23 protein-coding genes and 5 tRNA genes are annotated in these 26,641 nt (G+C 44.8%); 12 read left to right on the forward strand and 16 right to left on the reverse strand.

All coding sequences use genetic code 11. The features are described from left to right. Positions 1-126: 126 nt before the first annotated feature. From R7Q09_RS21925 to lolB, 9 genes are all read right to left on the reverse strand, one after another. A tRNA-Met gene (locus R7Q09_RS21925) sits at positions 127-203 on the reverse strand. Positions 204-280: 77 nt separating this feature from the next. Then, positions 281-355, reverse strand: a tRNA-Gln gene (locus tag R7Q09_RS21930). Between the two features lie 32 nt (positions 356-387). Continuing rightward, a tRNA-Leu gene (locus tag R7Q09_RS21935) sits at positions 388-472 on the reverse strand. Between the two features lie 46 nt (positions 473-518). Beyond that, positions 519-595 (reverse strand) — tRNA-Met (locus tag R7Q09_RS21940). A 284-nt stretch (positions 596-879) separates the two neighbouring features. Then, complete coding sequence (ychF, locus tag R7Q09_RS21945) at positions 880-1,971, reverse strand: redox-regulated ATPase YchF (RefSeq protein WP_005393178.1); 1,092 nt, start codon at positions 1,969-1,971, stop codon at positions 880-882. A gap of 10 nt (positions 1,972-1,981) precedes the next feature. Continuing rightward, positions 1,982-2,572 carry an aminoacyl-tRNA hydrolase gene (gene pth, locus R7Q09_RS21950; RefSeq protein WP_042524127.1) on the reverse strand — a complete coding sequence of 197 codons (591 nt, stop codon included), beginning with the start codon at positions 2,570-2,572 and terminating at the stop codon, positions 1,982-1,984. A 151-nt stretch (positions 2,573-2,723) separates the two neighbouring features. After that, on the reverse strand, positions 2,724-3,668 hold the full coding sequence (locus R7Q09_RS21955; protein WP_005393176.1) for a ribose-phosphate pyrophosphokinase: 945 nt from the start codon (positions 3,666-3,668) through the stop codon (positions 2,724-2,726). A gap of 27 nt (positions 3,669-3,695) precedes the next feature. Beyond that, positions 3,696-4,568 (reverse strand): 4-(cytidine 5'-diphospho)-2-C-methyl-D-erythritol kinase, encoded by an 873-nt coding sequence (gene ispE / locus R7Q09_RS21960; protein WP_021034139.1) that lies wholly within the window; start codon positions 4,566-4,568, stop codon positions 3,696-3,698. Continuing rightward, entirely contained in the window at positions 4,565-5,203 is a 639-nt protein-coding gene (gene lolB / locus R7Q09_RS21965) for a lipoprotein insertase outer membrane protein LolB (protein ID WP_213867397.1), read from the reverse strand. Before lolB ends, ispE begins: the two co-directional genes overlap by 4 nt. 134 nt (positions 5,204-5,337) lie before the next feature. Between lolB and hemA the strand changes: the two genes are divergently transcribed. From hemA to ybaK, 8 genes are all read left to right on the forward strand, one after another. Beyond that, positions 5,338-6,594, forward strand: coding sequence for a glutamyl-tRNA reductase (gene hemA / locus R7Q09_RS21970; protein WP_017819987.1), 1,257 nt, complete (start codon positions 5,338-5,340; stop codon positions 6,592-6,594). 29 nt (positions 6,595-6,623) lie between these two features. Beyond that, the gene (gene prfA, locus R7Q09_RS21975) at positions 6,624-7,712 is read left to right on the forward strand and encodes a peptide chain release factor 1 (protein ID WP_005382222.1); all 1,089 of its coding nucleotides are present in this window, start codon (positions 6,624-6,626) and stop codon (positions 7,710-7,712) included. Positions 7,713-7,715: 3 nt separating this feature from the next. Then, positions 7,716-8,570 carry a peptide chain release factor N(5)-glutamine methyltransferase gene (gene prmC, locus R7Q09_RS21980; RefSeq protein ID WP_042524123.1) on the forward strand — a complete coding sequence of 285 codons (855 nt, stop codon included), beginning with the start codon at positions 7,716-7,718 and terminating at the stop codon, positions 8,568-8,570. A 40-nt stretch (positions 8,571-8,610) separates the two neighbouring features. Then, on the forward strand, positions 8,611-8,994 hold the full coding sequence (locus R7Q09_RS21985) for a SirB2 family protein (protein ID WP_005382225.1): 384 nt from the start codon (positions 8,611-8,613) through the stop codon (positions 8,992-8,994). A 5-nt stretch (positions 8,995-8,999) separates the two neighbouring features. Beyond that, positions 9,000-9,809, forward strand: coding sequence for a SirB1 family protein (locus R7Q09_RS21990; RefSeq protein WP_005384098.1), 810 nt, complete (start codon positions 9,000-9,002; stop codon positions 9,807-9,809). A 53-nt stretch (positions 9,810-9,862) separates the two neighbouring features. Then, positions 9,863-10,714, forward strand: coding sequence for a 3-deoxy-8-phosphooctulonate synthase (gene kdsA / locus R7Q09_RS21995; protein ID WP_005384095.1), 852 nt, complete (start codon positions 9,863-9,865; stop codon positions 10,712-10,714). A gap of 220 nt (positions 10,715-10,934) precedes the next feature. After that, positions 10,935-12,617, forward strand: coding sequence for a bifunctional UDP-sugar hydrolase/5'-nucleotidase UshA (gene ushA, locus R7Q09_RS22000; RefSeq protein ID WP_182016993.1), 1,683 nt, complete (start codon positions 10,935-10,937; stop codon positions 12,615-12,617). Positions 12,618-12,719: 102 nt separating this feature from the next. Then, a complete protein-coding gene (gene ybaK / locus R7Q09_RS22005; RefSeq protein WP_154204786.1) occupies positions 12,720-13,193 on the forward strand; it encodes a Cys-tRNA(Pro) deacylase in 474 nt (157 codons plus the stop codon). Between the two features lie 64 nt (positions 13,194-13,257). Here ybaK and rluF read toward each other — a convergent pair whose 3' ends face one another. From rluF to R7Q09_RS22020, 3 genes are all read right to left on the reverse strand, one after another. Further along, positions 13,258-14,415 carry a 23S rRNA pseudouridine(2604) synthase RluF gene (rluF, locus tag R7Q09_RS22010; protein ID WP_262607118.1) on the reverse strand — a complete coding sequence of 386 codons (1,158 nt, stop codon included), beginning with the start codon at positions 14,413-14,415 and terminating at the stop codon, positions 13,258-13,260. 94 nt (positions 14,416-14,509) lie between these two features. Beyond that, positions 14,510-15,091: a DNA endonuclease SmrA gene (gene smrA / locus R7Q09_RS22015; protein ID WP_005382233.1), complete on the reverse strand. Its 582-nt coding sequence runs from the start codon at positions 15,089-15,091 to the stop codon at positions 14,510-14,512. A gap of 132 nt (positions 15,092-15,223) precedes the next feature. After that, positions 15,224-15,364, reverse strand: a complete 141-nt coding sequence (locus tag R7Q09_RS22020) for a DUF3149 domain-containing protein (RefSeq protein WP_005382236.1) — start codon at positions 15,362-15,364, stop codon at positions 15,224-15,226. A 259-nt stretch (positions 15,365-15,623) separates the two neighbouring features. Between R7Q09_RS22020 and R7Q09_RS22025 the strand changes: the two genes are divergently transcribed. Beyond that, positions 15,624-15,700, forward strand: a tRNA-Pro gene (locus R7Q09_RS22025). Positions 15,701-16,020: 320 nt separating this feature from the next. On the opposite strand, the gene R7Q09_RS22030 is transcribed toward R7Q09_RS22025, so the two are convergent. Both R7Q09_RS22030 and R7Q09_RS22035 read right to left on the reverse strand, forming a co-directional pair. Further along, positions 16,021-16,404, reverse strand: coding sequence for a hypothetical protein (locus R7Q09_RS22030; RefSeq protein WP_005384085.1), 384 nt, complete (start codon positions 16,402-16,404; stop codon positions 16,021-16,023). A gap of 152 nt (positions 16,405-16,556) precedes the next feature. Next, complete coding sequence (locus R7Q09_RS22035) at positions 16,557-17,429, reverse strand: TraB/GumN family protein (protein WP_318071204.1); 873 nt, start codon at positions 17,427-17,429, stop codon at positions 16,557-16,559. A gap of 494 nt (positions 17,430-17,923) precedes the next feature. On the opposite strand from R7Q09_RS22035, the gene R7Q09_RS22040 reads away from it, so the two are divergent. Both R7Q09_RS22040 and R7Q09_RS22045 read left to right on the forward strand, forming a co-directional pair. Further along, entirely contained in the window at positions 17,924-20,575 is a 2,652-nt protein-coding gene (locus R7Q09_RS22040; RefSeq protein ID WP_318071205.1) for a beta-N-acetylhexosaminidase, read from the forward strand. A gap of 439 nt (positions 20,576-21,014) precedes the next feature. Further along, the gene (locus R7Q09_RS22045; RefSeq protein ID WP_005382004.1) at positions 21,015-21,707 is read left to right on the forward strand and encodes an oligogalacturonate-specific porin KdgM family protein; all 693 of its coding nucleotides are present in this window, start codon (positions 21,015-21,017) and stop codon (positions 21,705-21,707) included. A 65-nt stretch (positions 21,708-21,772) separates the two neighbouring features. Here R7Q09_RS22045 and R7Q09_RS22050 read toward each other — a convergent pair whose 3' ends face one another. Beyond that, complete coding sequence (locus tag R7Q09_RS22050) at positions 21,773-22,222, reverse strand: DUF411 domain-containing protein (protein WP_151514570.1); 450 nt, start codon at positions 22,220-22,222, stop codon at positions 21,773-21,775. 21 nt (positions 22,223-22,243) lie between these two features. Continuing rightward, entirely contained in the window at positions 22,244-24,940 is a 2,697-nt protein-coding gene (locus R7Q09_RS22055; RefSeq protein ID WP_262681805.1) for a heavy metal translocating P-type ATPase, read from the reverse strand. A 478-nt stretch (positions 24,941-25,418) separates the two neighbouring features. On the opposite strand from R7Q09_RS22055, the gene chiP reads away from it, so the two are divergent. Continuing rightward, on the forward strand, positions 25,419-26,540 hold the full coding sequence (gene chiP, locus R7Q09_RS22060; RefSeq protein ID WP_005382007.1) for a chitoporin: 1,122 nt from the start codon (positions 25,419-25,421) through the stop codon (positions 26,538-26,540). Positions 26,541-26,641 lie beyond the last annotated feature (101 nt).

Consider the following 26,641-nt stretch of genomic DNA (forward strand, 5'->3'; position numbering starts at 1 on the left):
GAGACTTGAACTCTCACACCTTGCGGCGCCAGAACCTAAATCTGGTGCGTCTACCAATTCCGCCACTTCCGCAACTTATTTTGTAGTTATCAAGGTAATTGGTAAAAACCTAAATAACGTCGTTCATGGTGGCTACGACGGGATTCGAACCTGTGACCCCATCATTATGAGTGATGTGCTCTAACCAGCTGAGCTACGTAGCCATCTTTTGGAGCGAGACAATATAAACCTTCACGCTCTCAGTGACAACCCCTTTTATAAAGGAATCTCACTTGAATAATGGCAGGTCTACCTGGATTCGAACCAGGGAATGGCGGCATCAAAAGCCGCTGCCTTACCGCTTGGCGATAGACCTGCAGGCAATAGTCACAATGACTATTTAAAATATGGTGCGGAAGGAGAGACTTGAACTCTCACACCTTGCGGCGCCAGAACCTAAATCTGGTGCGTCTACCAATTCCGCCACTTCCGCATCTTAAATCTACGTGACTGATAGCTTATGCTAGCAATCTAATCAATGGTGGCTACGACGGGATTCGAACCTGTGACCCCATCATTATGAGTGATGTGCTCTAACCAGCTGAGCTACGTAGCCAAAACCATATTTTTTGTTCTCAACGCTTTGTTGCCTTGTCGTTGGGAACGGCGCGCATTATGCGAAGTTGAGTGAGATCCGTCAACAGTTTTTTTTAATAAATTTCGGAAAAAACCTCGTTCGCTTCCTTTTTAAACAAAGAGGCGTGTTTATGATCTAAAACTGGAAATAAATTAGCTTGCAGTTGCGTAATTTATTTTTGTTCATTTACTTAAGGTATTAAAAAAGCCAGCTTAACAGCTGGCTTTTAGTGTAAATGAAGTGTTTAGAATTCATTCATTTAATTAAACATTGAAGCGGAAGTGTACAACATCACCATCTTTTACGATGTAGTCTTTACCTTCTAGACGCCATTTACCTGCGTCTTTTGCGCCATTTTCACCATTGAATTGGATGAAATCGTCGTAACCGACTACTTCTGCACGAATAAAGCCTTTCTCGAAGTCAGTGTGGATCTTACCTGCCGCCTGAGGCGCAGTTGCACCAACAGGGATTGTCCAAGCACGTACTTCTTTAACACCTGCTGTGAAGTAGGTGTGTAGAGTCAGTAGTTCGTAACCAGAGCGAATTACACGGTTCAGACCCGGCTCTTCGATCCCCATATCTGCTAGGAATTCTTCGCGATCTTCATCTTCTAGTTCAGATAGTTCAGATTCGATAGCTGCACATACAGGTACAACGACATTGTTTTCTTTTTCTGCGAACTCACGAACCGCATCTAGATATGGATTATTTTCGAAGCCATCTTCGTTTACGTTTGCAATGTACATAGTTGGCTTCAGTGTTAGGAAGTTTAAGTAGCCGATCGCTGCTAACTCTTCTTTAGATAGCTCAACTGTGCGTGCCATGCCGCCTTCAGTTAGTACTGGTAACAGTTTTTCTAGTACGGTTAGTTCAAATTTTGCGTCTTTATCGCCGCCTTTTGCCTTCTTCGCGTTACGTTGAATCGCGCGCTCACAAGAATCTAGGTCAGCCATTGCAAGTTCAAGGTTGATCACTTCGATATCTTCAATAGGTGAAACTTTACCTGAAACATGAACAATGTTTTCGTTTTCAAAACAACGTACAACGTGGCCAATCGCGTCTGTTTCACGGATGTTAGCTAGGAATTTGTTACCTAAACCTTCACCACGTGATGCACCAGCAACAAGACCAGCGATGTCCACGAACTCCATCGTCGTTGGAAGAACTCTCTGTGGGTTAACGATCTTAGCTAGTGCGTCTAGACGTAGATCTGGCACAGGAACCACACCAGTGTTTGGTTCAATGGTACAGAACGGGAAGTTTGCTGCTTCGATACCCGCTTTAGTTAGTGCGTTGAACAGAGTTGATTTACCTACGTTAGGTAGACCAACGATGCCACATTTAAAACCCATGATAGTAACCTTATTCAGCTTTGAACGTGTGGAGGCGATTTTGTGCTTTAGATAGGCCATCCTTAATCAGGATATCTAGACAACGAACAGCCTCATCAGCTGCTGCATCTAAAAGCTCTTGCTCTTTAGCTGGCGCTTTACCTAATACAAAACCCGCCACTTTATCTTTGTGTCCCGGATGACCAATGCCAATACGAAGACGATAAAAATCTTTGTTATTGCCCAGTTTGCTAATGGTGTCACGCAGACCGTTGTGTCCACCGTGCCCCCCACCTTTTTTAAACTTAGCGACACCTGGCGGTAAGTCTAGCTCGTCATGAGCAACCATGATCTCTTCAGGTTTAATTTGATAAAATTTCGCAAGCGCTGCGATCGATTTACCTGATAGATTCATGAAGGTGGTTGGGATAAGCAAACGGAGATCCTGGCCATTGACCATAATGCGTCCTGTTAGACCAAAAAACTTTGGTTCGTTCTTCAGTGTAACGTTGTGAACGCGTGCTAATTCTTCTACAACCCAAGCGCCCGCATTGTGACGAGTTCTGGCGTATTCTGGTCCCGGATTAGCAAGACCAACAAGAAGTTTGATTGGTTGAGTCAAGGTTAGGATCTCTCTGGAATCTCAAAAAGCGCAGTATGATAGCACAGAATTCTCGCAGTGGGCGACCAAGGGATTTTCTAGTTATCAGTACAAATAAAAAAACACCCCAAAGAGGGGTGCTTTTGAAATCAGTGTAACTGAAATGTTCGTGTTAGTTGAACATTGCAGAGATTGACTCTTCGTTGCTGATACGACGAATCGCTTCAGCCAGCATGCGAGATAGGCTTAGTGTTGTCACTTTACCTGTTGCAGCCATCTCTTTAGACAGAGAGATAGAGTCAGTTACGATAACTTGGTCAAGAACTGAGTTCTTGATGTTATCCGCAGCGTTGCCTGAGAATACTGCGTGAGTAGCGTAAGCGAATACACGCTTAGCACCGCGCTCTTTTAGTGCTTCAGCTGCTTTACATAGTGTGCCACCTGTGTCGATCATGTCATCAACGATCACACAGTCACGACCTTCAACATCACCGATTAGGTTCATTACTTCAGAAACGTTTGCACGTGGACGACGCTTATCTACGATTGCGATGTCGATGTCGCCTAGTGCTTTTGCTGTTGCACGAGCACGAACAACGCCACCTAGGTCAGGAGATACCACTACAGGGTTATCTAGACCGCGAGCCTGCATATCTTCAAGTAGCACTGGCGTGCCGAAGATGTTGTCTACAGGTACATCGAAGAAGCCTTGAATTTGCTCTGCGTGTAGGTCGATAGTTAGAACGCGGTCAACACCAACGTTAGATAGGAAATCAGCAACAACTTTTGCAGTAATTGGCACACGCGCAGAACGTACACGACGGTCTTGGCGAGCGTAGCCGAAGTAAGGGATAACTGCAGTGATACGGCCTGCTGAAGCACGGCGCATTGCATCAATCATAACAACCAATTCCATTAGGTTGTCGTTAGTCGGTGCACAAGTGGATTGAATGATGAAAACATCGCTACCACGAACATTCTCATTGATTTGAACTGCAACTTCGCCATCAGAAAAGCGAGAAACAGATGCATCACCAAGAGAGATGTAAAGACGATCAGCAATACGTTGGGCTAGTTCAGGTGTTGCGTTACCAGCAAATAGCTTCATATCAGGCACGGTGGAAACCTCGGGTTTGCGTCCAGTTTAAATAGGTCGGTGTGAGGCTGATTGGTATTCAGCCAAAGTCTCTTTTAATGGCGAAATATTGCGCCCTTGAGCGACAAATGCCGAGACTTTATCAGAGAGTTGTGCAAGGATAGTTTCTGCTTCAGATTTGCTCGAAAATTCAGCAAAAACGCAAGATCCTGTCCCCGTCAATCTTGACGGCGCGTATTGTAGCAGCCAAGAAAGTTGCTTATCAACCTCTGGGTAGAGCATTCGTACAATTTTTTCGCAATCGTTTACGCTTGGCGTATTTAAAAGTGTTTCTAGATCTCGTTTTGGGGTGTTTCGCGTCAGATCTGGATGACAAAAAACGTCGACGGTTGCGATAGATACATTCGGTCTGACGACTAAATACCATTTTTCTTCGGGATAAGCAGGAGAGAGTTTTTCACCAACACCTTCAGCAAAAGCTGCAAATCCGCGCACAAATACGGGCACGTCTGCGCCTAGTTTTAAACCTATTTCAGCCAGTTCGTCGTCAGTTAGATTCAGTTGCCATAAGTAATTCAGTGCCACTAATGCTGTAGCTGCATTCGATGAGCCCCCACCAATGCCTCCACCCATAGGCAGCACTTTCTGTAGCTCAATATGCGCGCCAAAAGGGCAGTTTGAGTAAGTTTGAAGCGCGGTTGCTGCTTTCCAAATTAAATTGTCTTGAAGGGGCACACCTTCTATGTCTGGAGAAATCGTAATATCACCAGAATGGTTCGCTTGAATGGTGAGCTCATCGCCGTGATCGACGAATTGGAATAAGGTTTGTAACTCGTGGTAGCCATTCTCTGTACGGCCGTTGATATATAGAAAGAGATTCAATTTCGCTGGTGATGGCCAGCGTGTTGAAAGTTCAATCATTGGGTGATGTTCCATTTTGTGATCACTAGATTTATTTTGACATCAGTTGTGGTGAGTTTCAGCTTATTTGGCAGAGGGAGAGACTGTTCATGCCATTGAACGTCGCCATATCGTTGATAAGCAATACTCCAATCATTTAAACCAATTTGTTTGTTTAACGCTTGCAGTGTATTGGTTGGAGACAGTTGGAATTTGTCGGCATCGGTCGGTAGACCTAATAGCCAGTCAGGCATGTGATCGACGGGCATCATTAACCCTGTAAGACGGTAAATCAGCTGGTTAGCACTGCGAGAAGAAAGGACCTGATCGTCGTAAGTTTCTACTGTGGCGCCTTGTGGGGTGATGGTGAGCTTTAATGCCGTTTGTCCGAGAATCGTTGTTAAACGCAACTGGCTTAGTGCTGAAGAATGTTTCCAGTAGAAGTTTAAATTTTGTCTTTGGTCTGGGCCAATATAACCAAGTTTCCCCGTTGCTTGAAAATCTCGGATGGTTTCGAGTCGCTGCTCATGAGCTTGCCATTCAACGCTGGTAACACTTTCAGGAACGGACGAACAACCAGCGAGCAGTAAGCTCGACAAGAAAAAAAGAATAAAGGAGCGTAACGTCATGTTTGATGGCTTATTAATCAGTTTCATCGGGAATCGCTCACAACTATAGCATTGAAAAGTCGCACTTAGGAAAACAAATCCGGCTTACCCTTTCAATAAATGCGTGCTTACAGTAAAATTCTGGACCTATTTTATAACCTATCCCAGAGATACCACGTTAGATGTCCTTGCTTGCTATTGGAATTAATCACAATACAGCGTCTGTCGACTTGCGAGAGAAGGTGGCGTTTGGTCCGGATAAACTCGGCCCTGCACTCGAGCAACTTAGAGAGCACGAAGCAGTTAACGGCAGTGTGATTGTTTCAACCTGTAACCGAACTGAGTTGTACTGCGATGTTAAGCAAGGAGCGCGAAGCAAGTTGATCGATTGGCTTGCTCAATTTCATCAAGTGAGCCGCGAAGATTTAATGCCGAGTTTGTATGTTCATGAAGAACAAGCTGCAATAAAGCATTTGATGCGCGTATCGTGCGGTCTTGACTCTCTGGTGTTGGGTGAGCCTCAAATTTTGGGGCAGGTAAAGCAAGCATTTTCTGACTCGCGAGATCATCAAGCTGTCGATGCCTCGATTGATAAACTGTTTCAAAAGACGTTCTCAGTCGCCAAACGGGTGAGAACAGAGACAGATATTGGTGGTAATGCCGTGTCCGTGGCTTATGCGGCATGTACACTGGCAAAACATATTTTTGAGTCGTTATCAGATTCAACCGTGCTTTTAGTTGGTGCGGGTGAGACGATTGAATTGGTCGCGAAGCATTTAGCGTCCAACGGTTGCACAAAAATGATTGTCGCGAACCGCACTAAAGAGCGCGCGCAAGGCTTAGCGGACCAATTTGGCGCAGAAGTGATCAGTTTGAACGAAATTCCTGAACATTTGGCGAAAGCGGACATTGTGATTAGCTCAACGGCGAGCCCATTGCCTATTATTGGCAAAGGTATGGTCGAAACGGCTCTAAAGCAGCGCCGACATCAACCTATCTTGTTAGTCGATATTGCGGTGCCGCGAGATGTAGAGTCGGAAGTCGGTGAACTGAACGACGCATATCTGTATTCTGTTGATGACTTGCAATCTATCATCGACAGCAACATTGAGCAGCGTAAAGTCGAAGCGATTCAAGCTGAAGCGATTGTTAGTGAAGAAAGCGCTGCATTTATGACATGGTTGCGTTCACTGCAAGCCGTCGATAGTATTCGCGACTATCGCAAATCAGCCAACGAAATTCGTGAAGAGTTACTGAGCAAAAGTTTGCAATCTTTAGCGGCAGGCGCAGATCCGGAGAAAGTGCTGCGCGAGCTGAGTAATAAACTCACCAACAAACTGATTCACGCTCCAACTCGCGCATTGCAAAGTGCAGCAGAGCAAGGCGAACCAGCAAAATTAACGATTATCCGCCAAACACTTGGCTTGGATGATCTATAACTCACGCTTTTTATTAAGAAAACGACACTATGAAAGCCTCTATTCTGACTAAGCTAGAAACGCTAGTAGAACGTTACGAAGAAGTTCAACATCTTCTTGGTGATCCTGATGTAATTGGAAATCAGGACAAATTCCGTGCTCTATCAAGAGAGTACTCTCAGCTAGAAGAAGTAACCAAGTGCTTCCAAGCTTATCAACAAGCACAAGAAGATCTTGTCGCCGCTGAAGAGATGGCAAACGAAGACGACGAAGAAATGCGTGAAATGGCGCAAGAAGAAATCAAAGAAGCGAAAGCGACGATTGAGCGTCTTACTGATGAGTTACAGATTCTTCTTCTGCCAAAAGATCCGAACGATGATCGTAACTGTTTCCTAGAAATTCGTGCAGGTGCGGGTGGCGACGAAGCGGGTATCTTCGCGGGTGATCTATTCCGTATGTACAGCAAGTACGCAGAAAAGCGTGGCTGGCGCATCGAAGTCATGTCTTCAAACGAGGCAGAGCACGGTGGTTACAAAGAGATGATCGCGAAAGTAAGCGGCGACGGTGCATACGGCGTGTTGAAATTTGAGTCAGGCGGTCACCGTGTACAGCGTGTTCCTGCAACTGAATCTCAAGGCCGTGTGCATACTTCTGCTTGTACAGTAGCAGTAATGGCGGAAATCCCTGAAGCGGATCTGCCTGAAATCAAAGCAGCAGACCTGAAAATCGATACGTTCCGTGCATCTGGCGCGGGTGGTCAGCACGTTAACACCACGGATTCTGCAATTCGTATTACCCACTTACCAACGGGTACGGTAGTAGAGTGTCAGGATGAGCGTTCACAGCACAAGAACAAAGCGAAAGCAATGGCGGTTCTTGCTGCTCGTATCGTTCAAGCGGAAGAAGAGCGTCGTGCCGCAGAAGTGTCTGATACACGTCGTAACCTTCTAGGTTCTGGTGACCGTAGTGACCGTATTCGTACATACAACTACCCACAAGGTCGTGTGTCTGATCACCGTATCAACCTAACCATCTATCGTTTGAACGAAGTGATGGAAGGTGACCTGCAGAGCTTGATTGATCCTGTGATTCAAGAGCACCAAGCAGACCAACTTGCGGCGCTCGCAGAGAACGGCTAATCGATGAGCCAAGTTCAATCGATTGAGCAAGCACTGAAAAGTGCGACGGCGAAACTGGCAGAAGGCGGCAAAGAGTCGCCTTCTCTCGATGCAGCTGTACTCCTTTGCCATGTCCTTGGCAAACCACGAACTTATCTACTGACCTGGCCAGAAAAAGCATTAGAAGCAGAGCAACAAGCAAAATTCGACGCTCTACTTGAACGACGTTTAACTGGTGAACCCGTCGCTTATATTATTGGTGAGCGAGAGTTTTGGTCTTTACCGTTCAAAGTTTCTCCCTCTACCTTGATCCCAAGACCGGATACAGAACGTTTGGTCGAGGTTGCACTCGATAAGACCTACGAGCAAACTGGGCCTATTTTAGATCTTGGAACGGGGACGGGGGCAATTGCTATCGCACTCGCATCTGAAATGCCAAAACGTCAAGTGATGGGCGTAGACCTTAAGCAAGAAGCGAAAGCACTTGCAGAGTACAATGCTGAGCAGCTAAACATCAAAAATGTGACCTTTGCTCAAGGCAGTTGGTTTGAGCCTATTACAGAAGGTACGAAGTTTGCTTTAATTGTCTCCAACCCGCCATATATTGATGAAAAAGATCCACATTTATCCCAAGGTGATGTGCGCTTTGAGCCAAAATCTGCATTAGTTGCTAAAGAGAATGGCTTAGCTGATATTCGTCATATCTCGGATCTTGCTCGTCAGTATCTTGAAGTGGGCGGTTGGCTGGCATTTGAACATGGTTATGATCAAGGTGAGGCGGTGCGTGAGATAATGCGTGGCTTTGGTTACCAACAGGTCGCTACGGAAAAAGATTATGGCGGTAACGATCGAGTAACGCTTGGTTGTCTGGCCAGTTAATCATGGAAGTCAGCAAACACTAACTAAAAAGAGAAGAAAAATGTACGTAGCTCTAAAACACATACACTTAGTGACGATCGCTCTCAGTGCGACGCTACTATCGATCCGATTCGTGTTAATGATGATGAACTCACCGAAGCGAAATAATCGCTTTTTGAAAGTGTTTCCCCACATCGTTGATACTGCATTGCTAGTGTCAGGTATCGCGCTTATTTTCATTACTGGTTTCATCCCGTTTACCGATGCCGCACCGTGGTTAACAAACAAAATCACCTGCGTACTGGCGTACATTGCGCTTGGATTCTTCTCATTGAAACTTGCGAAAAACAACCTACTGAAGATATTTGGCTTTTTCGGCGCATTAGGTTGGTTGGTCATGGCTGCAAACATTGCTGTGTCTAAGAGCCCTACGTTATTTGGATAGACGTCATGTTAGAGTTTTTTGACGAAGATTTTGACAATATACCGTTGGTGGAAGGTGCGCTTGAGCTAAACAAAGCGATTAACCCAGAAACCAAAGTACATTGGGCGAAACAAGAGTTAGAGCGTCTTTACAAAGATGCAGAAGCCACGCTTGTTCATGAAACCGATGAAGAGCAACGATTTGATGCATTCCTACGACTGTTTTTCCACGAGTGGGGGTTTAAAGGCGACGAGCAGGAATACTTTATTTCGGACAACAGCTTCATCGATAAAGTGTTGGAGCGCAGAAAAGGTATTCCTGTGAGCTTAGGTTCGATTTTGTTATACCTAGGCAAAAAGCTGGGGTTCCCGTTGAAGGGAGTTACTTTCCCTACTCAGTTCCTGTTAAAAGTCGACTGGATGCATAAGAAGCCAGACTACATCAACCCATTTAATGGTGAGTATGTAGGTGAAAGGATTCTTCAAGCTTGGCTTATTGGCCAAGAAGGACCGCTAGCTCAGCTAAAGCCTGAACATTTTGAGGAAGCTGACAACCCAACAATTATTGGTCGCTGGTTGGCGTTGATTAAAAGTGCGATGTTGCGTGAAGAGCATTATACGCTGGCATTACGTTGTACAAATCTTGCTCTAACATTTGTGCCAGATGACCCATACGAAATTCGTGACCGTGGTTTTATTTTCCAACAGCTAGAGTGCCCTCAAGTAGCGGTATCAGATTTTCAGTACTTTATTGACCAATGCCCTGACGATCCGGCTTCCGAGCTACTAAAATCACAAGTTAATGTGATGAGTGAAACGCACGTCACACTTCACTAATTTTATCGATGTGCCGAACGGTGGTGTATCGTGGACAGAAAAAGAGAATCAAAATGGAACAGAAAATCGTTAATATCGGCGACATTCAGGTTGCTAACGACAAGCCATTCACCCTATTTGCAGGTATGAACGTTCTTGAGTCTCGTGATCTTGCGATGCAGATCTGTGAGCACTACGTAAAAGTAACGGAAAAACTTGGTATTCCTTACGTATTTAAGGCGTCGTTTGACAAAGCAAACCGCAGTTCTGTTCATTCATACCGTGGTCCAGGTCTGGAAGAAGGTATGAAAATCTTTCAGGAGCTGAAAGACACTTTTGGTGTAAAGATCATCACGGACGTTCACACTGAAGCGCAAGCTCAACCTGTCGCTGACGTGGTAGACGTTATTCAGCTTCCTGCATTCCTAGCTCGTCAAACTGACCTTGTTGAAGCTATGGCTAAAACAGGTGCGGTTATCAACGTGAAGAAACCTCAATTTATGAGCCCTGGTCAAGTGGGTAACATCGTTGAGAAGTTCGCAGAATGCGGTAACGACAAGATCATCCTATGTGAGCGCGGTTCTTGCCACGGTTACGATAACCTAGTTGTAGATATGCTTGGTTTTGGTGTGATGAAAAATGCTTCAAAAGGTAGCCCAATCATCTTTGACGTAACGCACTCACTACAAATGCGTGACCCATCAGGCGCAGCATCTGGCGGCCGTCGTGAGCAGACAGTTGAGCTTGCAAAAGCGGGTCTAGCGACAGGCATCGCAGGTCTATTTATCGAAGCGCACCCAAACCCAGACCAAGCGCGTTGTGATGGCCCATCTGCACTGCCTCTAGACAAGTTAGAGCCATTCTTAGCACAAATGAAATCGCTTGATGATCTAATCAAGAGCTTTGCAGATATCGATATCAAGTAAACGCCAGATGACTGGTGGTAACAAATACTATAGCCAACCGAGTGTTGGCTATTTTTTTATCTGAAAAACTGTAAATTCTCAAACTTGTTACTGATGAATTTGTTATTGCTAAACAATGCATCATAATTATTAAATCAATGTGTTAGGGTGCACGTGGTTTTCAAATAGATCGAATTCCTAAAATGTGCGTCAGTAATCCCAATAAGAAAAAGGTAAATAAATGAATCAGCGTCTGATGATCAAAACTGTTTTGAGTGCCGCTATCTTGGCCTCGTTAGCTGGGTGTGCTACGCAACCTGCACCAGAATGGAATGCCGATACAACCTATAAATTGACCGTGTTGCACACTAACGATCATCATGGTCGCTTTTGGCAAAATCGATACGGTGAATATGGCATGGCGGCGCGTAAAACGTTAATCGATGATTTGCGCGAAGAAATACAGGATGAGGGGGGCAGCGTGTTACTGCTTTCTGGTGGCGACATCAACACAGGAGTACCTGAGTCTGATTTACAAGATGCCGAGCCGGATTTTAAAGGCATGAGCAAAATTGGTTACGATGCGATGGCTCTAGGTAATCATGAGTTTGATAATCCATTGGACGTGCTATTCAAGCAGCAAGAGTGGGCAAACTTTCCGATGTTGTCTGCCAATATTTACGATAAAAATACTGGCAAGCGTTTATTCCAACCATACGCGATGTTTAACAAGCAGGGCATTAAAATTGCGGTCATTGGCCTTACAACCGAAGACACAGCGAAACTTGGCAACCCTGAATTCATTGAACAAATTGACTTCCGTGACCCAAAAGAAGAAGCCAAGAAGCTGATTGCAGAACTGAAAGAAACAGAGTATCCAGATCTGATTTTTGCTGTCACGCATATGGGACACTATGAAAATGGTAATAGAGGCATCAATGCTCCCGGCGATGTGGCGTTAGCTCGTTATTTGAATGACGGCGATCTCGACATGATCGTTGGAGGACACTCACAAGAGCCTGTTTGTATGGAAGGGCCAAACGTTATCAAAAAGAACTTTAAACCAGGTGATGAATGTCAGCCCGATAAACAAAATGGTACCTTTATTGTTCAGGCACATGAGTGGGGGAAATATGTGGGACGCGCCGATTACGAGTTTCGTAATGGCGAACTCTCGATGGTGAGCTACGATCTGATCCCTGTAAACTTGAAAAAGAAAGTTAAAGTTGATGGTCAGTCACAACGAGTCTTTATCCAAGAAGAGATTAAACAAGACGAAATGATGCTTGAGTTTCTTCGTCCTTATCAAGAAAAAGGTCAGGGCAAGCTAAACGTGAAGATTGCAGAATCTAACGGTAAGCTTGAGGGTGACCGCAATGTGGTTCGTTACCAGCAAACAAACTTAGGTCGATTAATTGCAACGGCTCACATGGAACGTGCGAAAGCAGATTTCGCCGTAATGAATTCTGGTGGTGTTCGAGATTCGATTGCTGCGGGTGATATTACTTATAAAGACGTGCTCACTGTTCAGCCATTTGGCAATATGGTTTCTTACGTTGATATGACGGGTAAAGAGGTATTAGATTATCTAAATGTCGTTGCAACTAAGCCTGTTGACTCTGGTGCTTATGCACAGTTTGCCGGCATTGCGATGAGTATCAATAATGGTGAGGTAACCAATGTGTTCATTGGTAATAAGCAACTTCGCTTAGATGGTAATTACCGCTTTACCGTACCAAGCTATAATGCTGCTGGTGGAGATGGTTACCCTAAAATCGACGATCATCCAGGGTATGTAAATACAGGTTTTACCGATGCTGAGGTTCTGAAGGATTATTTAGAAACACACAGCCCTATTGATGTTAATGAGTATGCCCCTTCAGGTGAAATCACGTATTTAGTTGATACGGCGATTGATCAGTAACCCAACAGAGAAAAAGCGATTGACTCAAACTCGCTGATATCATTAACTAAAAGCGCAGATCCAATTCAGTCTGCGCTTTTTGTTTTTATGAGGAGAATCTTGATGACTCCGGCCATTAATCTTGCGAAAAAGAAAAAAATTCCACACACGATTCATCAGTATGAGCATGACCCTAGAGCCGATAGTTATGGCTTGGAGGCTGCTGAAGTACTGGGGCAGGATCCGAAAACAGTATTTAAAACCTTATTGTTCTGCTTGAACGGGGAGCCAAAGAACCTTGCGGTTGCGATTATCCCTGTTGATCAAAAGCTAAACCTAAAACTGGCGGCGAAAGCAGCGAAGGGCAAAAAGGCCGATATGGCTGATCCGGAAATCGCGCAAAAGACCACAGGTTATGTCGTTGGTGGAATTAGCCCACTAGGGCAGAAGAAAGCCTTACCTACTTTTTTGCACGAAAGCGCAGTAGAGCAAGACACAATCTGTGTGAGTGCTGGTAAACGTGGTTTAGAAATTGAGTTAGCCCCGAGAGATTTGCTGAGCTTAACTCGCGGTCAGTTTGCACCTCTTTGTTTGTAAACTCATGACAAATAAAAAGGACGCTCATGAGCGTCCTTTTTTGATCTTGCCTGTCAGTGAAGCGTTACTTCTTCAGACTCAATGTACCACCAGTGCGTTTAGCTGGTTTGCTTGGTTTCGCGGCATTTGGGTTCATGTAATGCTGCTTAGGCTTACTCGGTGATTGAGGCTTGTTTGCTGAATGCGTATTGCTCGATGCATCTGGTTTACGGTGCGATTTACCATGCTCGCCTTGCGGTCTGCTGCGTTCACCTTGTGATTTCGCTTTGTAATGTTCTTTAGCTGGACGTCCGCCTTCATCATCACGCTGACGACGCTTTTGTTGACCTTTTTTCGAGTTTGGTGCATGACGGAATTCATCAGCATTGTTACCACGGAAAGTTCGTGTCTTCTGGTTACGACGAGCAGTAGAATCTTGGTTTTCTTCACGGCTATCAAACAGCTTCGCGTCGGTCGCTTTACGAATGTTGCGACCTCTAGAGTCTGTTTTTGATGCTTCTTCTGTACCTACCGAGCCTTCACACATTGCTAGGATCTCTGCCACTTCTTCGTCACTTAGATAACGCCATTTTCCATTCGGAATACCATCAAGAGAGATATTCATGATGCGAACGCGACGCAGCTTGAATACTTCATAGCCCAGCGCTTCACACATGCGACGGATCTGACGGTTAAGTCCTTGAGTGAGCACAATACGGAAAGAGAATTTAGTCTCTTTTGTTACCTTACAAGGTAGGGTGACTGTGTCGAGAATCTTAACGCCACTCGACATCTGTTTGAGAAACTCGCCTGTAATTGGCTTGTCCACGCGTACGACGTACTCTTTTTCGTGGCTGTTGCCTGCGCGAAGGATTTTGTTCACGATGTCGCCATCGTTGGTCAAAAAGATCAGACCATCAGAGGGTTTGTCTAAGCGGCCGATCGGAAAGATACGTTTTTGGTGGCCGATGAAATCAACGATGTTTCCAGGGACGTCTCTCTCAGTTGTACAGGTGATGCCTGTTGGTTTATTGAGAGCGATATAAATCGGCTTCTCTTTTTCTGCCACTGGCTTACCATCCACACAAACATCATCACCAGGTAGCACTTTTGTCCCCATTTCAGGTTTGTTGCCATTAATGGTGACACGGCCTTGCTCAATTAGTCTGTCTGCTTCACGGCGTGAGCAAAACCCCGTTTCACTGATGAATTTATTTAATCGTTTAGCGTTGTCTTGTGACATTTTTGTCTCCTAACGTTTCACAACGGCGAATGAAGCTCCCTTCCTTTAAGGGGAAGGAAGAATAAGGGCGGGCATTCTAGCATTAGGGTGAAATTTAGCCTAACCGTTTTTGGTGACGTTCGCGGGTTTCTAATTTCTTTTCCGCACTTTTTCTAAGTAGGACGTAAACGGCTCCAGTTCCACCGTGAAAGCGTTGCGCACTATGGACGCATTGGACTTCCTTTATTTGTCGTAGCCAACTGCTAACAAAGCTTTTCATCATTGCAGGTGGATTTGAGCGTTCTCCTCGACCATGGACGATAACGACCGTTCTAATGTCCATTGATAGGCATTGCTTTAAAAACGTCACGACTTCATCACGTGCTTCTTTCAATGTTTTACGGTGCAAATCCAAGCGAGCTTGGATTGGATACTTACCAAGGCGAAGTTTGCGGTAAACCCCGTCCTGTACACCATCACGTTTGAACTCAACAAAGTCCTCTGGCTTGAGCATTTCAGCGTGATCAAGTGATAGGTATTCTGGGTCATCTTCCGTTAACCAGATTGCTGCTTCGCGTTTTGCGAGCTGTGCTTCTGTTACTTGGTGTACTTTTTTGTGTTCGGTGGTGTCTTGAGTGATTGGCTTTACATCGCCCATCATCTGTTGAAATAGATCAAAATCGTCGTCGTGAGACATAGCAGTAATCTCATTAAGAACAGGGAAGAATAATAGGATTATATCAATGAGTGGTGCATTGAGATCAAATAAAAAACCGGAGTAGGCAAGTAACCGACTCCGGTGCAAAGCGTTTCTAGAGCTAAGCGAGATCTAGTGAGGAGATTTGTCGTTCATGATCTTGTATATGAAGAAACCGCCGTAAAATAACATCAGACCAATTGCCCCAAAAATTACTATCATTGACGATAGACCCACTGCATTACCAAATAGGAGATCAAGCCAAAAGTCCATACGTTTCCTCCAAGATGTTCCCGACAGGAATAAACTAAATGGCGGTGTCTTGTTGCACACTGATCTGGATCAATTATGTTGCTAAGGTTAATAAACTGTATTTTGTTGTGAGTTATCAGTCACATTTTACGTGCTAGTGTTCAGTTATTCATCAAACGAATTAAGACCTAAGGTTTTTTTGTAAAAAGCACTTGCGCCACAGTTCAGAATCCGTAATATACGCATTCGTTGACGGGGACAATTCCTCAGTTAAACATCTCGGTGAATAGCGCAGCTTGGTAGCGCATCTGGTTTGGGACCAGAGGGTCGGGGGTTCGAATCCCTCTTCACCGACCATATTGAGAAAAAGGCTCTACAGAAATGTAGAGCCTTTTTCGTATTTGGTGATATTTATTTGGAACCAGAGGATCGGGGTCTGGAATGCCAGTCCTCTGGAAGCCTAGTCGCGTCGAATCCCTACTTCACCGATCACTTTTAGAAAGCCTGCTCAATGAGCAGGCTTTCGTCGTTTTTGGCGCTAGTAATTTTAGACTTCAATAGTATCGAACCAAATGGGGTTCGCTTGAAGTTAGAACATGGCTCTTCACCGACACGTATTGAGAGGAAGGCTCTACAGAAATGTAGGGCCTTTTCATTTTTTAGAGCGAGTAAATTTATTACTTGATGTCACACGAGATAGTATTGATAGGAGTTTCAGAAGTAGTGAAACAGACATAAGCGGTCTTTGGGTGATTTGGCCCAATCTTGACGTAACCCGCTTTTAAATCGTCTTCATCAAACGTTACTGAGTGAGATTTGCTTGTATTTCCATCATAGTAAACCGCTTCAAAGCCTTGGTTCATCATATGTGCAACGCGATTTCGAGTGTGGGCTGTTGAAAACGTGATGTTCGCGCAACGCATCATTGGTTTTTCGGTAATAAGAAATTGACCACTCTCTTTATCTAAAACACCGCCTTTTACTTCCGGAGTTATATCAATAGCTTGAAAAGCTTCTACGTTGCATGGCGGTTTAGCATAAGACAGCGAAGAAGTGAGCATAATTCCCATCGTGTATAGGAATAAATATTTAAATTTCATATGAGTTGTTTTGTATCCACTTAGCTTAACGGCGTTTTAATAAGAAAGTTTGAATGAATTTTAAATGGTTGTATTTAAATAATTGTATTTAAATGGCATTTTTCAAACAATCACTAGATATCACAATTTGCTTGGCGCGTCTTACCCAGTGGTTTGATGTTAAATCCCCGATTTTTAAGCAGTTCAATCAGGTTATCTTTACCTACTAAATGCAAGCCACCAACAACAACGGTGTAGCGACCCGATTGTTGAGGTAGAACACTGCCAGTGTCGAGTTTTTTAGCCCAATCTCGATTACGCTCGTATAAAAAGGCTTGGTTAAACTCTTCTGTTGGATGATCGGTCAAAGAGGCTTCGACCAACATGCTACCATCACCACTCTTCCAACTCTCTATCAAGCATTGAACCAACTCTTCTCCGCCATCATATTCTTCAATTGATGAGAGGAGCATCTCTTTACCGCCTTCTGATTGACCTGCGATTAAATCGATTTGGAATTGCACGGACTCTAGTGGAATGACCGGGATTTGCTTTTTATCAGCGAGTCCTATTAAGTGCATGTCGACCCCTTTATCAGAGACATACCCCAGTTTGTTGACTAAAGCGAGTTGGATGGTGAATGCCGCCATCCAAGGTGGGGAATTTAGGAGTTGAGTTTCTGGCAAACCTAAATCTTGGGCAATTTCAATTAAGTGGCGACGTTGAGCTCTGTCTAAAACATCTTTAGAAAGAATGGTTGTTTGTGGGTAAACCAAGCCTTCAGAATTCCTGACGTCTGCTTCAATAATCAACCCTGCGCTTTGGCTTAAATGCTGGATGACCGTTCTAGGGAGTGGGTACATCGTTTTATCCCCCACATGTACCGAGCCAATAATCATAAGTTCGGTTTCCCCTTTTTTCGCTAACCAATGCTGTGGCTCTGCATAAGAGGAAAAAGGAGTCAAAGTAACAAGTAGAGATGATATGAGCGTCAAGAGACGAAACATAGAATGGTCCTCAGATAAGATACCTTTAAACTTTATACGCAAAATAGCGTGAGGTTAAGTGCAATTTCTCCAGTGGGGTATTCGACAAAATCGTCATTTCTAAAAATATTGACGAGTTTTGACGACGAATAAATGAGAGTCACTTCACGAAAGGTAAATAGGTAATTCGCTTACTAATGGTTCACAAAATAATTAGGCGTGATCCAAATCTTACAAAATCAGTCGTAACTCATGAATATAAGTGACCTAGATCGCAGCAAACTCGTCAAAACAAGTTGTTCGATTTTGACGTGTATTGTAACTCCATGAAAATTAGGTTTTTATTGTTTTTGCTGAGTGTCATTTTTTGAACTGGATCACTTCCTATTTCTATTTATTTTACGCTTAGAAATAACAGGTTGTATGTTGAATGTAACGGTTAGGTACCTCGCATTTGAGGGGCCGAGATTTTTATCATTGTCGTTTTGAACCACTGACTTTTTTGGGGAAGTAAGATGTTTAAACCTAGTCTGATTGCTGTTTCTGTTATCACTACATTAGCAGGTTGCTCTGCGCTGAAAAGCTCTGAACAACAAGTTGTAAATTCGTTGGCTAATAATCTTGATATTCAATACCAAGTGTTGACTAACCACGGTGCAAACGAAGGTCTTGCTTGTCAGGACTTAGGGGCTGAGTGGGCGTCTTGTAACAAGGTAAACATGACGCTGGTTAACCAAGGTGAAGCGGTTGACTCAAAAGATTGGGCTATTTACTTCCACAGCATTCGTCTGATTCTGGATGTTGAAAACGAACAGTTCAAAATCTCTCGCGTAACGGGTGATCTACACAAACTAGAACCAACAGATAAGTTTGATGGTTTTGCTGCGGGTGAAGAGGTTGTGCTTCCTCTTGTTGCTGAATACTGGCAGCTATTTGAAACTGACTTCATGCCAGGCGCTTTCGTTGCTGCACCAAATGCAGAGCCTAAGATGATCGCTTCTCTTAACACAGAAGACGTTGCATCTTTCGTGACTGGCCTTGAGGGTAACAACCTAAAACGTACGCCAGATGACAACAACGTATTTGCGAGCGCTGTGTCTCGTTTCGAGAAGAACGAAGATCTAGCAAAACAAGACGTATCAACCACGTTACTACCAACGCCAATGTCTGTTGAAGCAGGTAAAGGTACGGTAGATATCGCGGCGGGTATTGCGCTGCCTAAAGACGCATTCGATGCGACTCAATACGCAGCAATTCAAGGTCGTGCAGAAGTGGTAGGTGTGGATGTTCGTGGTGATCTTCCTGTAAGCATCACTGTTGTTCCTGCAGACTTCACCGGTGAATTGGCAAAATCTGGTGCTTACGAAATGAGCATCAAAGGCGACGGTATTGCGATTAAAGCGTTTGACCAAGCAGGTGTTTTCTACGCAGTACAATCTATCTTTGGCCTGGTAGATAGCCAAAATGCTGATTCTCTACCACAACTGTCTATTAAAGATGCGCCGCGTTTTGATTACCGTGGTGTGATGGTGGACGTGGCTCGTAACTTCCACTCTAAAGACGCGATTCTTGCAACGCTTGACCAAATGGCCGCGTACAAGATGAACAAACTACACCTTCACCTAACGGATGATGAAGGCTGGCGTTTAGAAATCCCGGGTCTGCCTGAGCTGACTGAAGTGGGTGCTAACCGTTGTTTCGATTTGGAAGAGAAAAGCTGTTTACTGCCTCAGCTTGGCTCAGGCGCAACGACAGACAACTTTGGTTCTGGCTTCTTCAGCAAAGCAGACTACGTGGACATCTTGAAGTACGCGAAAGCGCGTAACATCGAAGTGATTCCTGAAATCGATATGCCAGCACACGCTCGTGCAGCAGTGGTATCAATGGAAGCACGTTACGACCGTCTAATGGAAGAAGGTAAAGAAGCAGAAGCGAACGAGTATCGCCTGATGGATCCTCAAGATACATCGAACGTAACGACGGTTCAGTTCTACAACAAGCAAAGCTTCATCAACCCATGTATGGAATCTTCAACTCGCTTTGTTGATAAAGTGATTTCAGAAGTAGCAGCAATGCACCAAGAAGCGGGCACGCCGCTAACAACATGGCACTTTGGTGGTGACGAAGCGAAGAACATCAAGCTAGGCGCTGGTCTGCAAGACATCAACGCAGAAGACAAAGTAAGCTGGAAGGGTAACATTGATTTGTCTAAGCAAGACAAGCCATTCGCACAGTCACCACAATGTCAGGCGTTAATTGCAGACGGTACGGTAAGCGATTTTGCTCATCTACCAAGCCACTTTGCAGAAGAAGTGTCGAAGATGGTGGCAGAGAAAGGCATTCCAAACTTCCAAGCTTGGCAAGATGGCCTTAAGTACAGTGAAGGTGAGAAAGCGTTCGCAACAGAAAACACGCGTGTTAACTTCTGGGACGTTCTTTACTGGGGTGGCACATCATCAGTGTACGAATGGTCTAAGAAAGGTTACGACGTTATCGTTTCTAACCCAGACTACGTATACATGGACATGCCGTACGAAGTTGACCCGAAAGAGCGTGGTTACTACTGGGCGACGCGTGCAACAGATACTCGTAAGATGTTTGGTTTTGCACCAGAGAACATGCCTCAGAACGCAGAAACCTCTGTAGACCGCGATGGTAACGGCTTCACTGGTAAAGGTGAAATCGAAGCGAAACCTTTCTATGGTCTATCAGCACAGCTGTGGTCTGAGACAGTACGTAACGACGAGCAATACGAGTACATGGTATTCCCTCGCGTACTAGCAGCCGCTGAGCGTGCATGGCACCGTGCTGATTGGGAAAACGACTACAAAGTGGGTGTTGAATACTCGCAAAACTCTAACCTAGTAGACAAAGTCGCGCTAAACCAAGACTACAACCGCTTTGCGAACGTACTTGGCCAACGTGAACTGGCTAAGCTAGAAAAATCAGGTATCGACTACCGCCTGCCTGTACCAGGTGCGAAAGTAGAAGATGGCAAGCTAGCAATGAACGTTCAGTTCCCAGGGGTGACGCTTCAATACTCTCTAGACGGCAAGAACTGGCTAACTTACGCAGATAATGCTCGTCCAAATGTGAAAGGTGAAGTGTTTATCCGTTCCGTGTCAGCAACCGGTGAGAAAGCAAGTCGAGTGACCAGCGTGAAATAACTCAATTCTTGTAAGTTAATTTTTTGGCAAAGCCTCAACATCATGTTGGGGCTTTCTTTATTTTTTAAGGAAATTAAGCGTGATCGATGTCTAATTATTTTTCATTGATAAATAAGTTTTGGGTTGTAATGGTCAAGGTTATTGTGAACTGGATCGACTTAATATGCTGAATATCAATAAATTATCTGTTTACGATCACACTTCTATTTTTTGAATAATTTTATAAAAATACGATAAGTGCCTGTATTTTCCATGTTTTTATCAGGGTTGTTGAGCGTCGGTTTGAACAAGATCACTTTTTAAAATGTTTTATTTTCCATCGCGAATTAATTGAAACAATATTGCGAACGCCAAGGAGGCACATTCCAAAGTTTGCGATAAAAGGGAAGAGATGCCCTCTAAAACTATCGCATAACGTGAATAAATAAAGGCAGTAATTATGAAAAACATTTTTGCACTGAGTGCTCTTTCTCTCGCTTTCGCTTCTAGCGCTTTTGCTGGTTCTTCTTACGTAACAGGTAATGTTCAATTCCACGATGATGGTCGAATTCATGGTTCGGACGTTACGTCTACACTGGAAGCTGGTCATACTTTTGATAACCAATTCGGCGGCTTTACGGTTTACACCGAATTTGATGGTATTCAGTTGGGTAAACTGGAAACAGAAAACGGTGGCGCAGGTAACACAACACCAGCAATCACTGTGGGTGGTGAGCAGTCATTTAATATTACCGATCATTTATGGGTTGCCGCTGGTTACCAACACCTGTTCTCTGCTGGCGAGAATGTACAGTACCGTCCATTGGTTAAGATCGGTTACAACTTCGATAACGGCATCTCCTTAAGTAACCGTACTCGTGCGCACATTGATGCGACAGACGCAGATGCGGATACAGATTACCGCATGGACAACCGCATCGGTTACGTGATGAATGAGGATGTGACGCTAAGCTACAACAACGTCTACATGATTGAAGCGGAAACCATGGACCACGAGCTTCGTGCAACGTGGACTCGTAAAGGTGTTCAACCTTACTTTGAGTTCCGTAGTCAAGCACACGGTGCAGAAAACGCGAGTGGTGACAGCCTAGTGAATAATGCTTTTGTATTTGGTGCCTCTTACGGCTTCTAATTTTATATTTGTCTTAACTGTCCATTAAGAAAAAGCCCAGCGGTTTGTCTCGCTGGGCTTTGTTTTTATTTGCCGTTGCCTTCGTGGTGGCTATATTCGAACACTTGGCCTTTTTCGTTAAAGGCGTAAACGGTGTAGCTGTCTTTTTTGTCGCCATATTCCATACCAGGGGAGCCCATTGGCATGCCCGGTACTGATAGGCCTTTTGCGTTACGTGGTGGATTTTTCAAAAACGCTTTAATGTCTTCGGCTGGAATGTGACCTTCAAACAGATAGCCGTTGATCTCTGCCGTGTGGCAAGAGTAAAGCTGTTCATTCTTGATGCCTAGATCGCGTTTGATGGCGTTCATGTCATCGTGCAATTTTTCTTCGACCGTAAAGCCGTTCTCTTCCATGTGTTTTGTCCATTCTCCACAACAGCCACAGTATGGCGATTTATGGTTAATGACATCGGCTGCCAATACGTTGGCGGACACGGTCGCAAGCATTGCAAAGGTCAATAGTTTCAACTTCATAATACCCTCAAAAAGAAGTGGTTACTTTACTGAAAACAGTCGTAGTCGATTTGCATTACTAACGACAGTAATTGAAGACAGTGCCATTGCCGCTCCTGCGACAACAGGACTGAGCAAAAATCCAAACGCTGGGTAAAGCACGCCAGCGGCAACTGGAATACCCAACGAGTTGTAAACAAAGGCACCAAATAGGTTTTGCTTCATGTTTTTAAGTGTAGCGCGAGAGAGTTCAATCGCATGTACTACCGCCATTGGTGACGTGTTCAGGATGGTCATTTGCGAACTTTCAATGGCGACATCACTGCCGCTACCCATGGCAATACCTAGGTTGGATAACGCGAGAGCAGGGGCGTCGTTAATGCCATCCCCCACCATTGCCACGACATGTCCTTGAGATTGAAGTTGCTCAATGTGCTGAGCTTTCTCATCTGGCATTACTTGGGCAATCACTTCATCAATACCAAGTTCTTGGCCGATAGCATTGGCAACGTGTTGGTTATCGCCCGTCAGCATTACCGTTTTGATGCCTTGCGATTTTAATGCAGAGAGCGCTTGTTTCGCATCTGATTTGATCGGGTCGGCAATGGCGATCAGACCGATCAGTTCGCCGTTCAATGCCACAGCTACCGGAGTCCACGCATTTTTTGCGCATTCATCGATGGCGGGTTTTAGTGCGCTGGTCTCGACGTTCTCTGCTTGCATAAATTGAAGCGAACCAATGAGCAGCGGTTTATCTTGATACGTCGCCCAAATGCCGCGCCCGCGAACGTTCTCAAACTTGTCTAATGAGACATCCTTTGCGTCGTGTCGTTTGGCGTAATCACATACCGCTTTTGCCAGTGGGTGCTCAGACTGACGCTCTGCCGCATACGCTAAAGCCAATAGATCTTCTTGGCTGGTGGCGTGAGTAAACACTTGCTGAACGCTAGGTTTACCTTGGGTAAGCGTGCCAGTTTTGTCGAATACAACCGTGTCGACTTTGCTTGCCAATTGAAGGGCGTCGGCGTCTTTGATCAGAATGCCGAGCTCTGCGGCTTTACCCACTCCCACCGTGACAGAAAGTGGGGTTGCTAAGCCTAGAGCGCAAGGGCAGGCGATGATCAGGACGGTTGTGGTGACCACCAGCATATAACTCGCTTTTGGCTCTGGACCAACGGCAAACCAAACGAGCGCGGCCAGTATTGCTATGCCAACAACGACAGGGACAAACACCGATGAAATCTGGTCTGCCAGTTTCGCGATGGCTGGCTTACTGCTTTGCGCTGTGCGCACCATGCGGATGATACGAGCCAGCATGGTATTTGCGCCAATGCCCGTTGCCTCAATGACTAATCCACCATCGGTATTTAATGTCCCAGCAGACACTTGAGCCTCTTGCGCTTTTAATACTGGTACTGGTTCACCAGTGAGCATCGACTCATCAATGTATGATTCACCTTGAATCACAACACCATCAACAGGCACTTTCTCGCCTGGTTTGATACGCAGTTTCATGCCTAACGTGATTTGCTCAACCGCGATTTGTTGGTCGCCTTGTTCCGTAATTACCGTAGCTTGCTGAGGTTGCAGGTTAATCAACGCTTGTAAGGAACGTGTTGTGTTTGCTTTGGCTTTTGCTTCTATATAGTGCCCAAGAGAAATTAAGCCGATGATCATTGCACTCGCTTCAAAGTACACGTGGCGTGAAGCAAGAGGGAACCAGTCTGGGAAAATCACCACAAGCATCGAATAGAACCACGCTGCGCCAGTACCGAGCGCGACTAACGTGTCCATGGTGGCGCGCTTGTGAGTAGCTGCTAACCAAGCGTTACTGAAGAAGTGTTTCCCTGCTGTGGCAAGAAGGAGTAAACATACGATACCGATCGCGCCCCAAGCTAATTGGTCGTTGGTGTTGCGAATCATCATATTGCCGCCAGCTACGCCCCAAATCATTAAAGGGGCACCGACGACAAGGCCAGCAATAGCATCCAGTTTAAAGCGTTTTTGTTGCTGACGTTGTTGCTGTGCTTGCTTTTCTTGCTGGGTTGCGGCGTCTTGTAGGATCTCTGCTTGGTAACCGGCTTGTTTTACCGATTCAACAATTGCGTTAAGGAGGTCATCAGAGTCTTGGCTTGCGAATACTAGTGCGCTTTGTTCTGCAAGGTTGACCTGTGCTTTCTCAACGCCTTCTACGTTAGTAAGTGCTTTCTCTACTGAAGATACGCAACTCGCACACGTCATGCCTTGAATCAGCATTTGCAATTGAATACTCGCTGGTGGCACCTGCGTATCTTTAATATTGCTTTGCTTTTCTACCTGTTCGGTCTCTGGTGAGCTTTCGTTCTCTACTTCAACAGAATCAAGGTTGGCGGTATAGCCGAGTGTTGCTATTAAGTCGATCACTTGTTGCTCGGAGAGGAGGGTACGAATCTCTAAGTGCGTTGTTGAAGCCTCAAAAGAAATAACGTCTTGATTAGATTCTAATAAAGATGAAAGTTTTTTGACGCAACCGCCACAGCTTAAGCCTGAAAGGTTTAGTTCGTAGTGATTTCCTGCTTGGTAACCAAGAGATTCAATCGACGAGACGAGCTCTTTAAGAGAAGACTCGGTTTTGACCTCTACTTGCGTCGGGGACAAATTGAGGATCTCCACATCGTGATTCGCATGTAAAGCATTCTCAACTTTTCTCGCACAGCCCATGCAGTTGAGCCCTGATAAAGGTATAACTAACTGATACATAATCTGCACCTCAATAGTAGTGATGCTATGAGCTTAAACCTTCCTGCAAGGGTAAGGTCAATACCCATTTGCTACTCACAACAATTTCGTCAAAATCTCTCGAATCCCACAAGTGCACGGTCATTTTACTTGCGAGTGATCTCAAGGTTTTTTCTCTTTGAATATAAAGTTCCGTTAAAACACCTAAAAGATGAATGAAGTCGCTCACGTTTTTTAGATGCTCTCAATGTCAGTTCAGTGTCAAAACGTACTTTTAACGTTTTTTATTTTTTATATTTGATGTTAACTAATTGTTTTTTATTGATTTATTTTATTTTTGATCTTCTCATTTTGAAGTCGCTCAGATTGCTGTAGGGAAAGTTTTTTAGTGCGAAAAAAGTTTGTCATATTTGCCCCGTCCAAACACTGTTTCAAGTTCCTGCCATGTCCTAGTTAGTGAATTTGAAAATGGAAAAAACTAAAAATATAGGGGTTTATAATGTCTTACCTAAAGAAAAGCCTACTTGCCACGGCAATTACCGGCATGATGTTCAGTGGTGCTGCATTTGCTGATGGTGCAAACAGTGACGCAGCAAAAGAGTTTCTAACCAAAGATTCATTTTCTTATGAAGTTTACGGAATCATCGCGATGCAGGCCGCGTACCGCGATTACGATTCTGGTAGCAAAGCAACGGACGATGATTTGGGTGGCATGCAGCTAAACAACGAATCTCGTATTGGTTTCCGTGGTAAAAAACAATTTGCTAACTTCGACCCTACTTTTATTTGGCAAATCGAAGGCGGTTATGTAGACCCTAGCTTTGGTGGCGAGGGCGCAGGTCTTGGTGAACGTGACACATTCGTCGGTTTTGAAAGTGCATCTTGGGGTCAAATTCGTCTGGGTCGCGTTTTGACACCTATGTACGAATTGGTTGACTGGCCAGCATCTAACCCTGGTCTCGGCGATGTATACGACTGGGGTGGTGCTATTGGTGGCGCCAAGTACCAAGACCGTCAATCAAACACTATCCGCTGGGACTCTCCAATGTTTGCTGACAAATTCTCCCTAGATATCGCAGCTGGTGCAGGTGATAAAGCAGGTCTAGGTGAAGGGGATGACTACTGGGGTGGTATCGCAGCACACTACAAAATTGGTCCTATCCAGTTAGATGCGGCATATGAAGGTAACCGTAATATCAAGATGGAAAGCCAAACGTGGGAAAACAACACGTACTTGGTAGGGGCACAAGGCTGGTTTGATAACGGGATCTCTTTCTTTGCGCAATACAAATACATGGAAGCGGACGCAAGCAATGGTGTGAGTGAAAAGCAAGATGCAATGTCTGCCGCTATCATGTACACCACGGGTGATTGGCAATACAAACTGGCTTACGCCGCTAACTTTGATCTCGAGCGTGATGGTAAGAAAATTAACGATACAGCGGACGATGTGTTATCAGCACAAGTTATGTATTTCGTAGACCCATCGGCAGTGCTGTACGTACGTGCTCGTACTCTAGACTTTGGCGACGGTGCGTCTCAATTAGATAAACCAACAGAAGCACGTTGGAAGTCTGCTGACTACGACGAGTTCTCTGTAGGTGTTGAATACTACTTCTAGCTAAAGAAGCAGCTAAAAGGGCGGAAACGCCCTTTTTATCTTGATACTTATTCAAATAAGCCTTTGAAATGACTGGCCTGTAAGTTTTAGAGGCTTATCTA

The sequence above is a fragment of the Vibrio sp. 2130-1 genome (genome assembly GCF_033339515.1).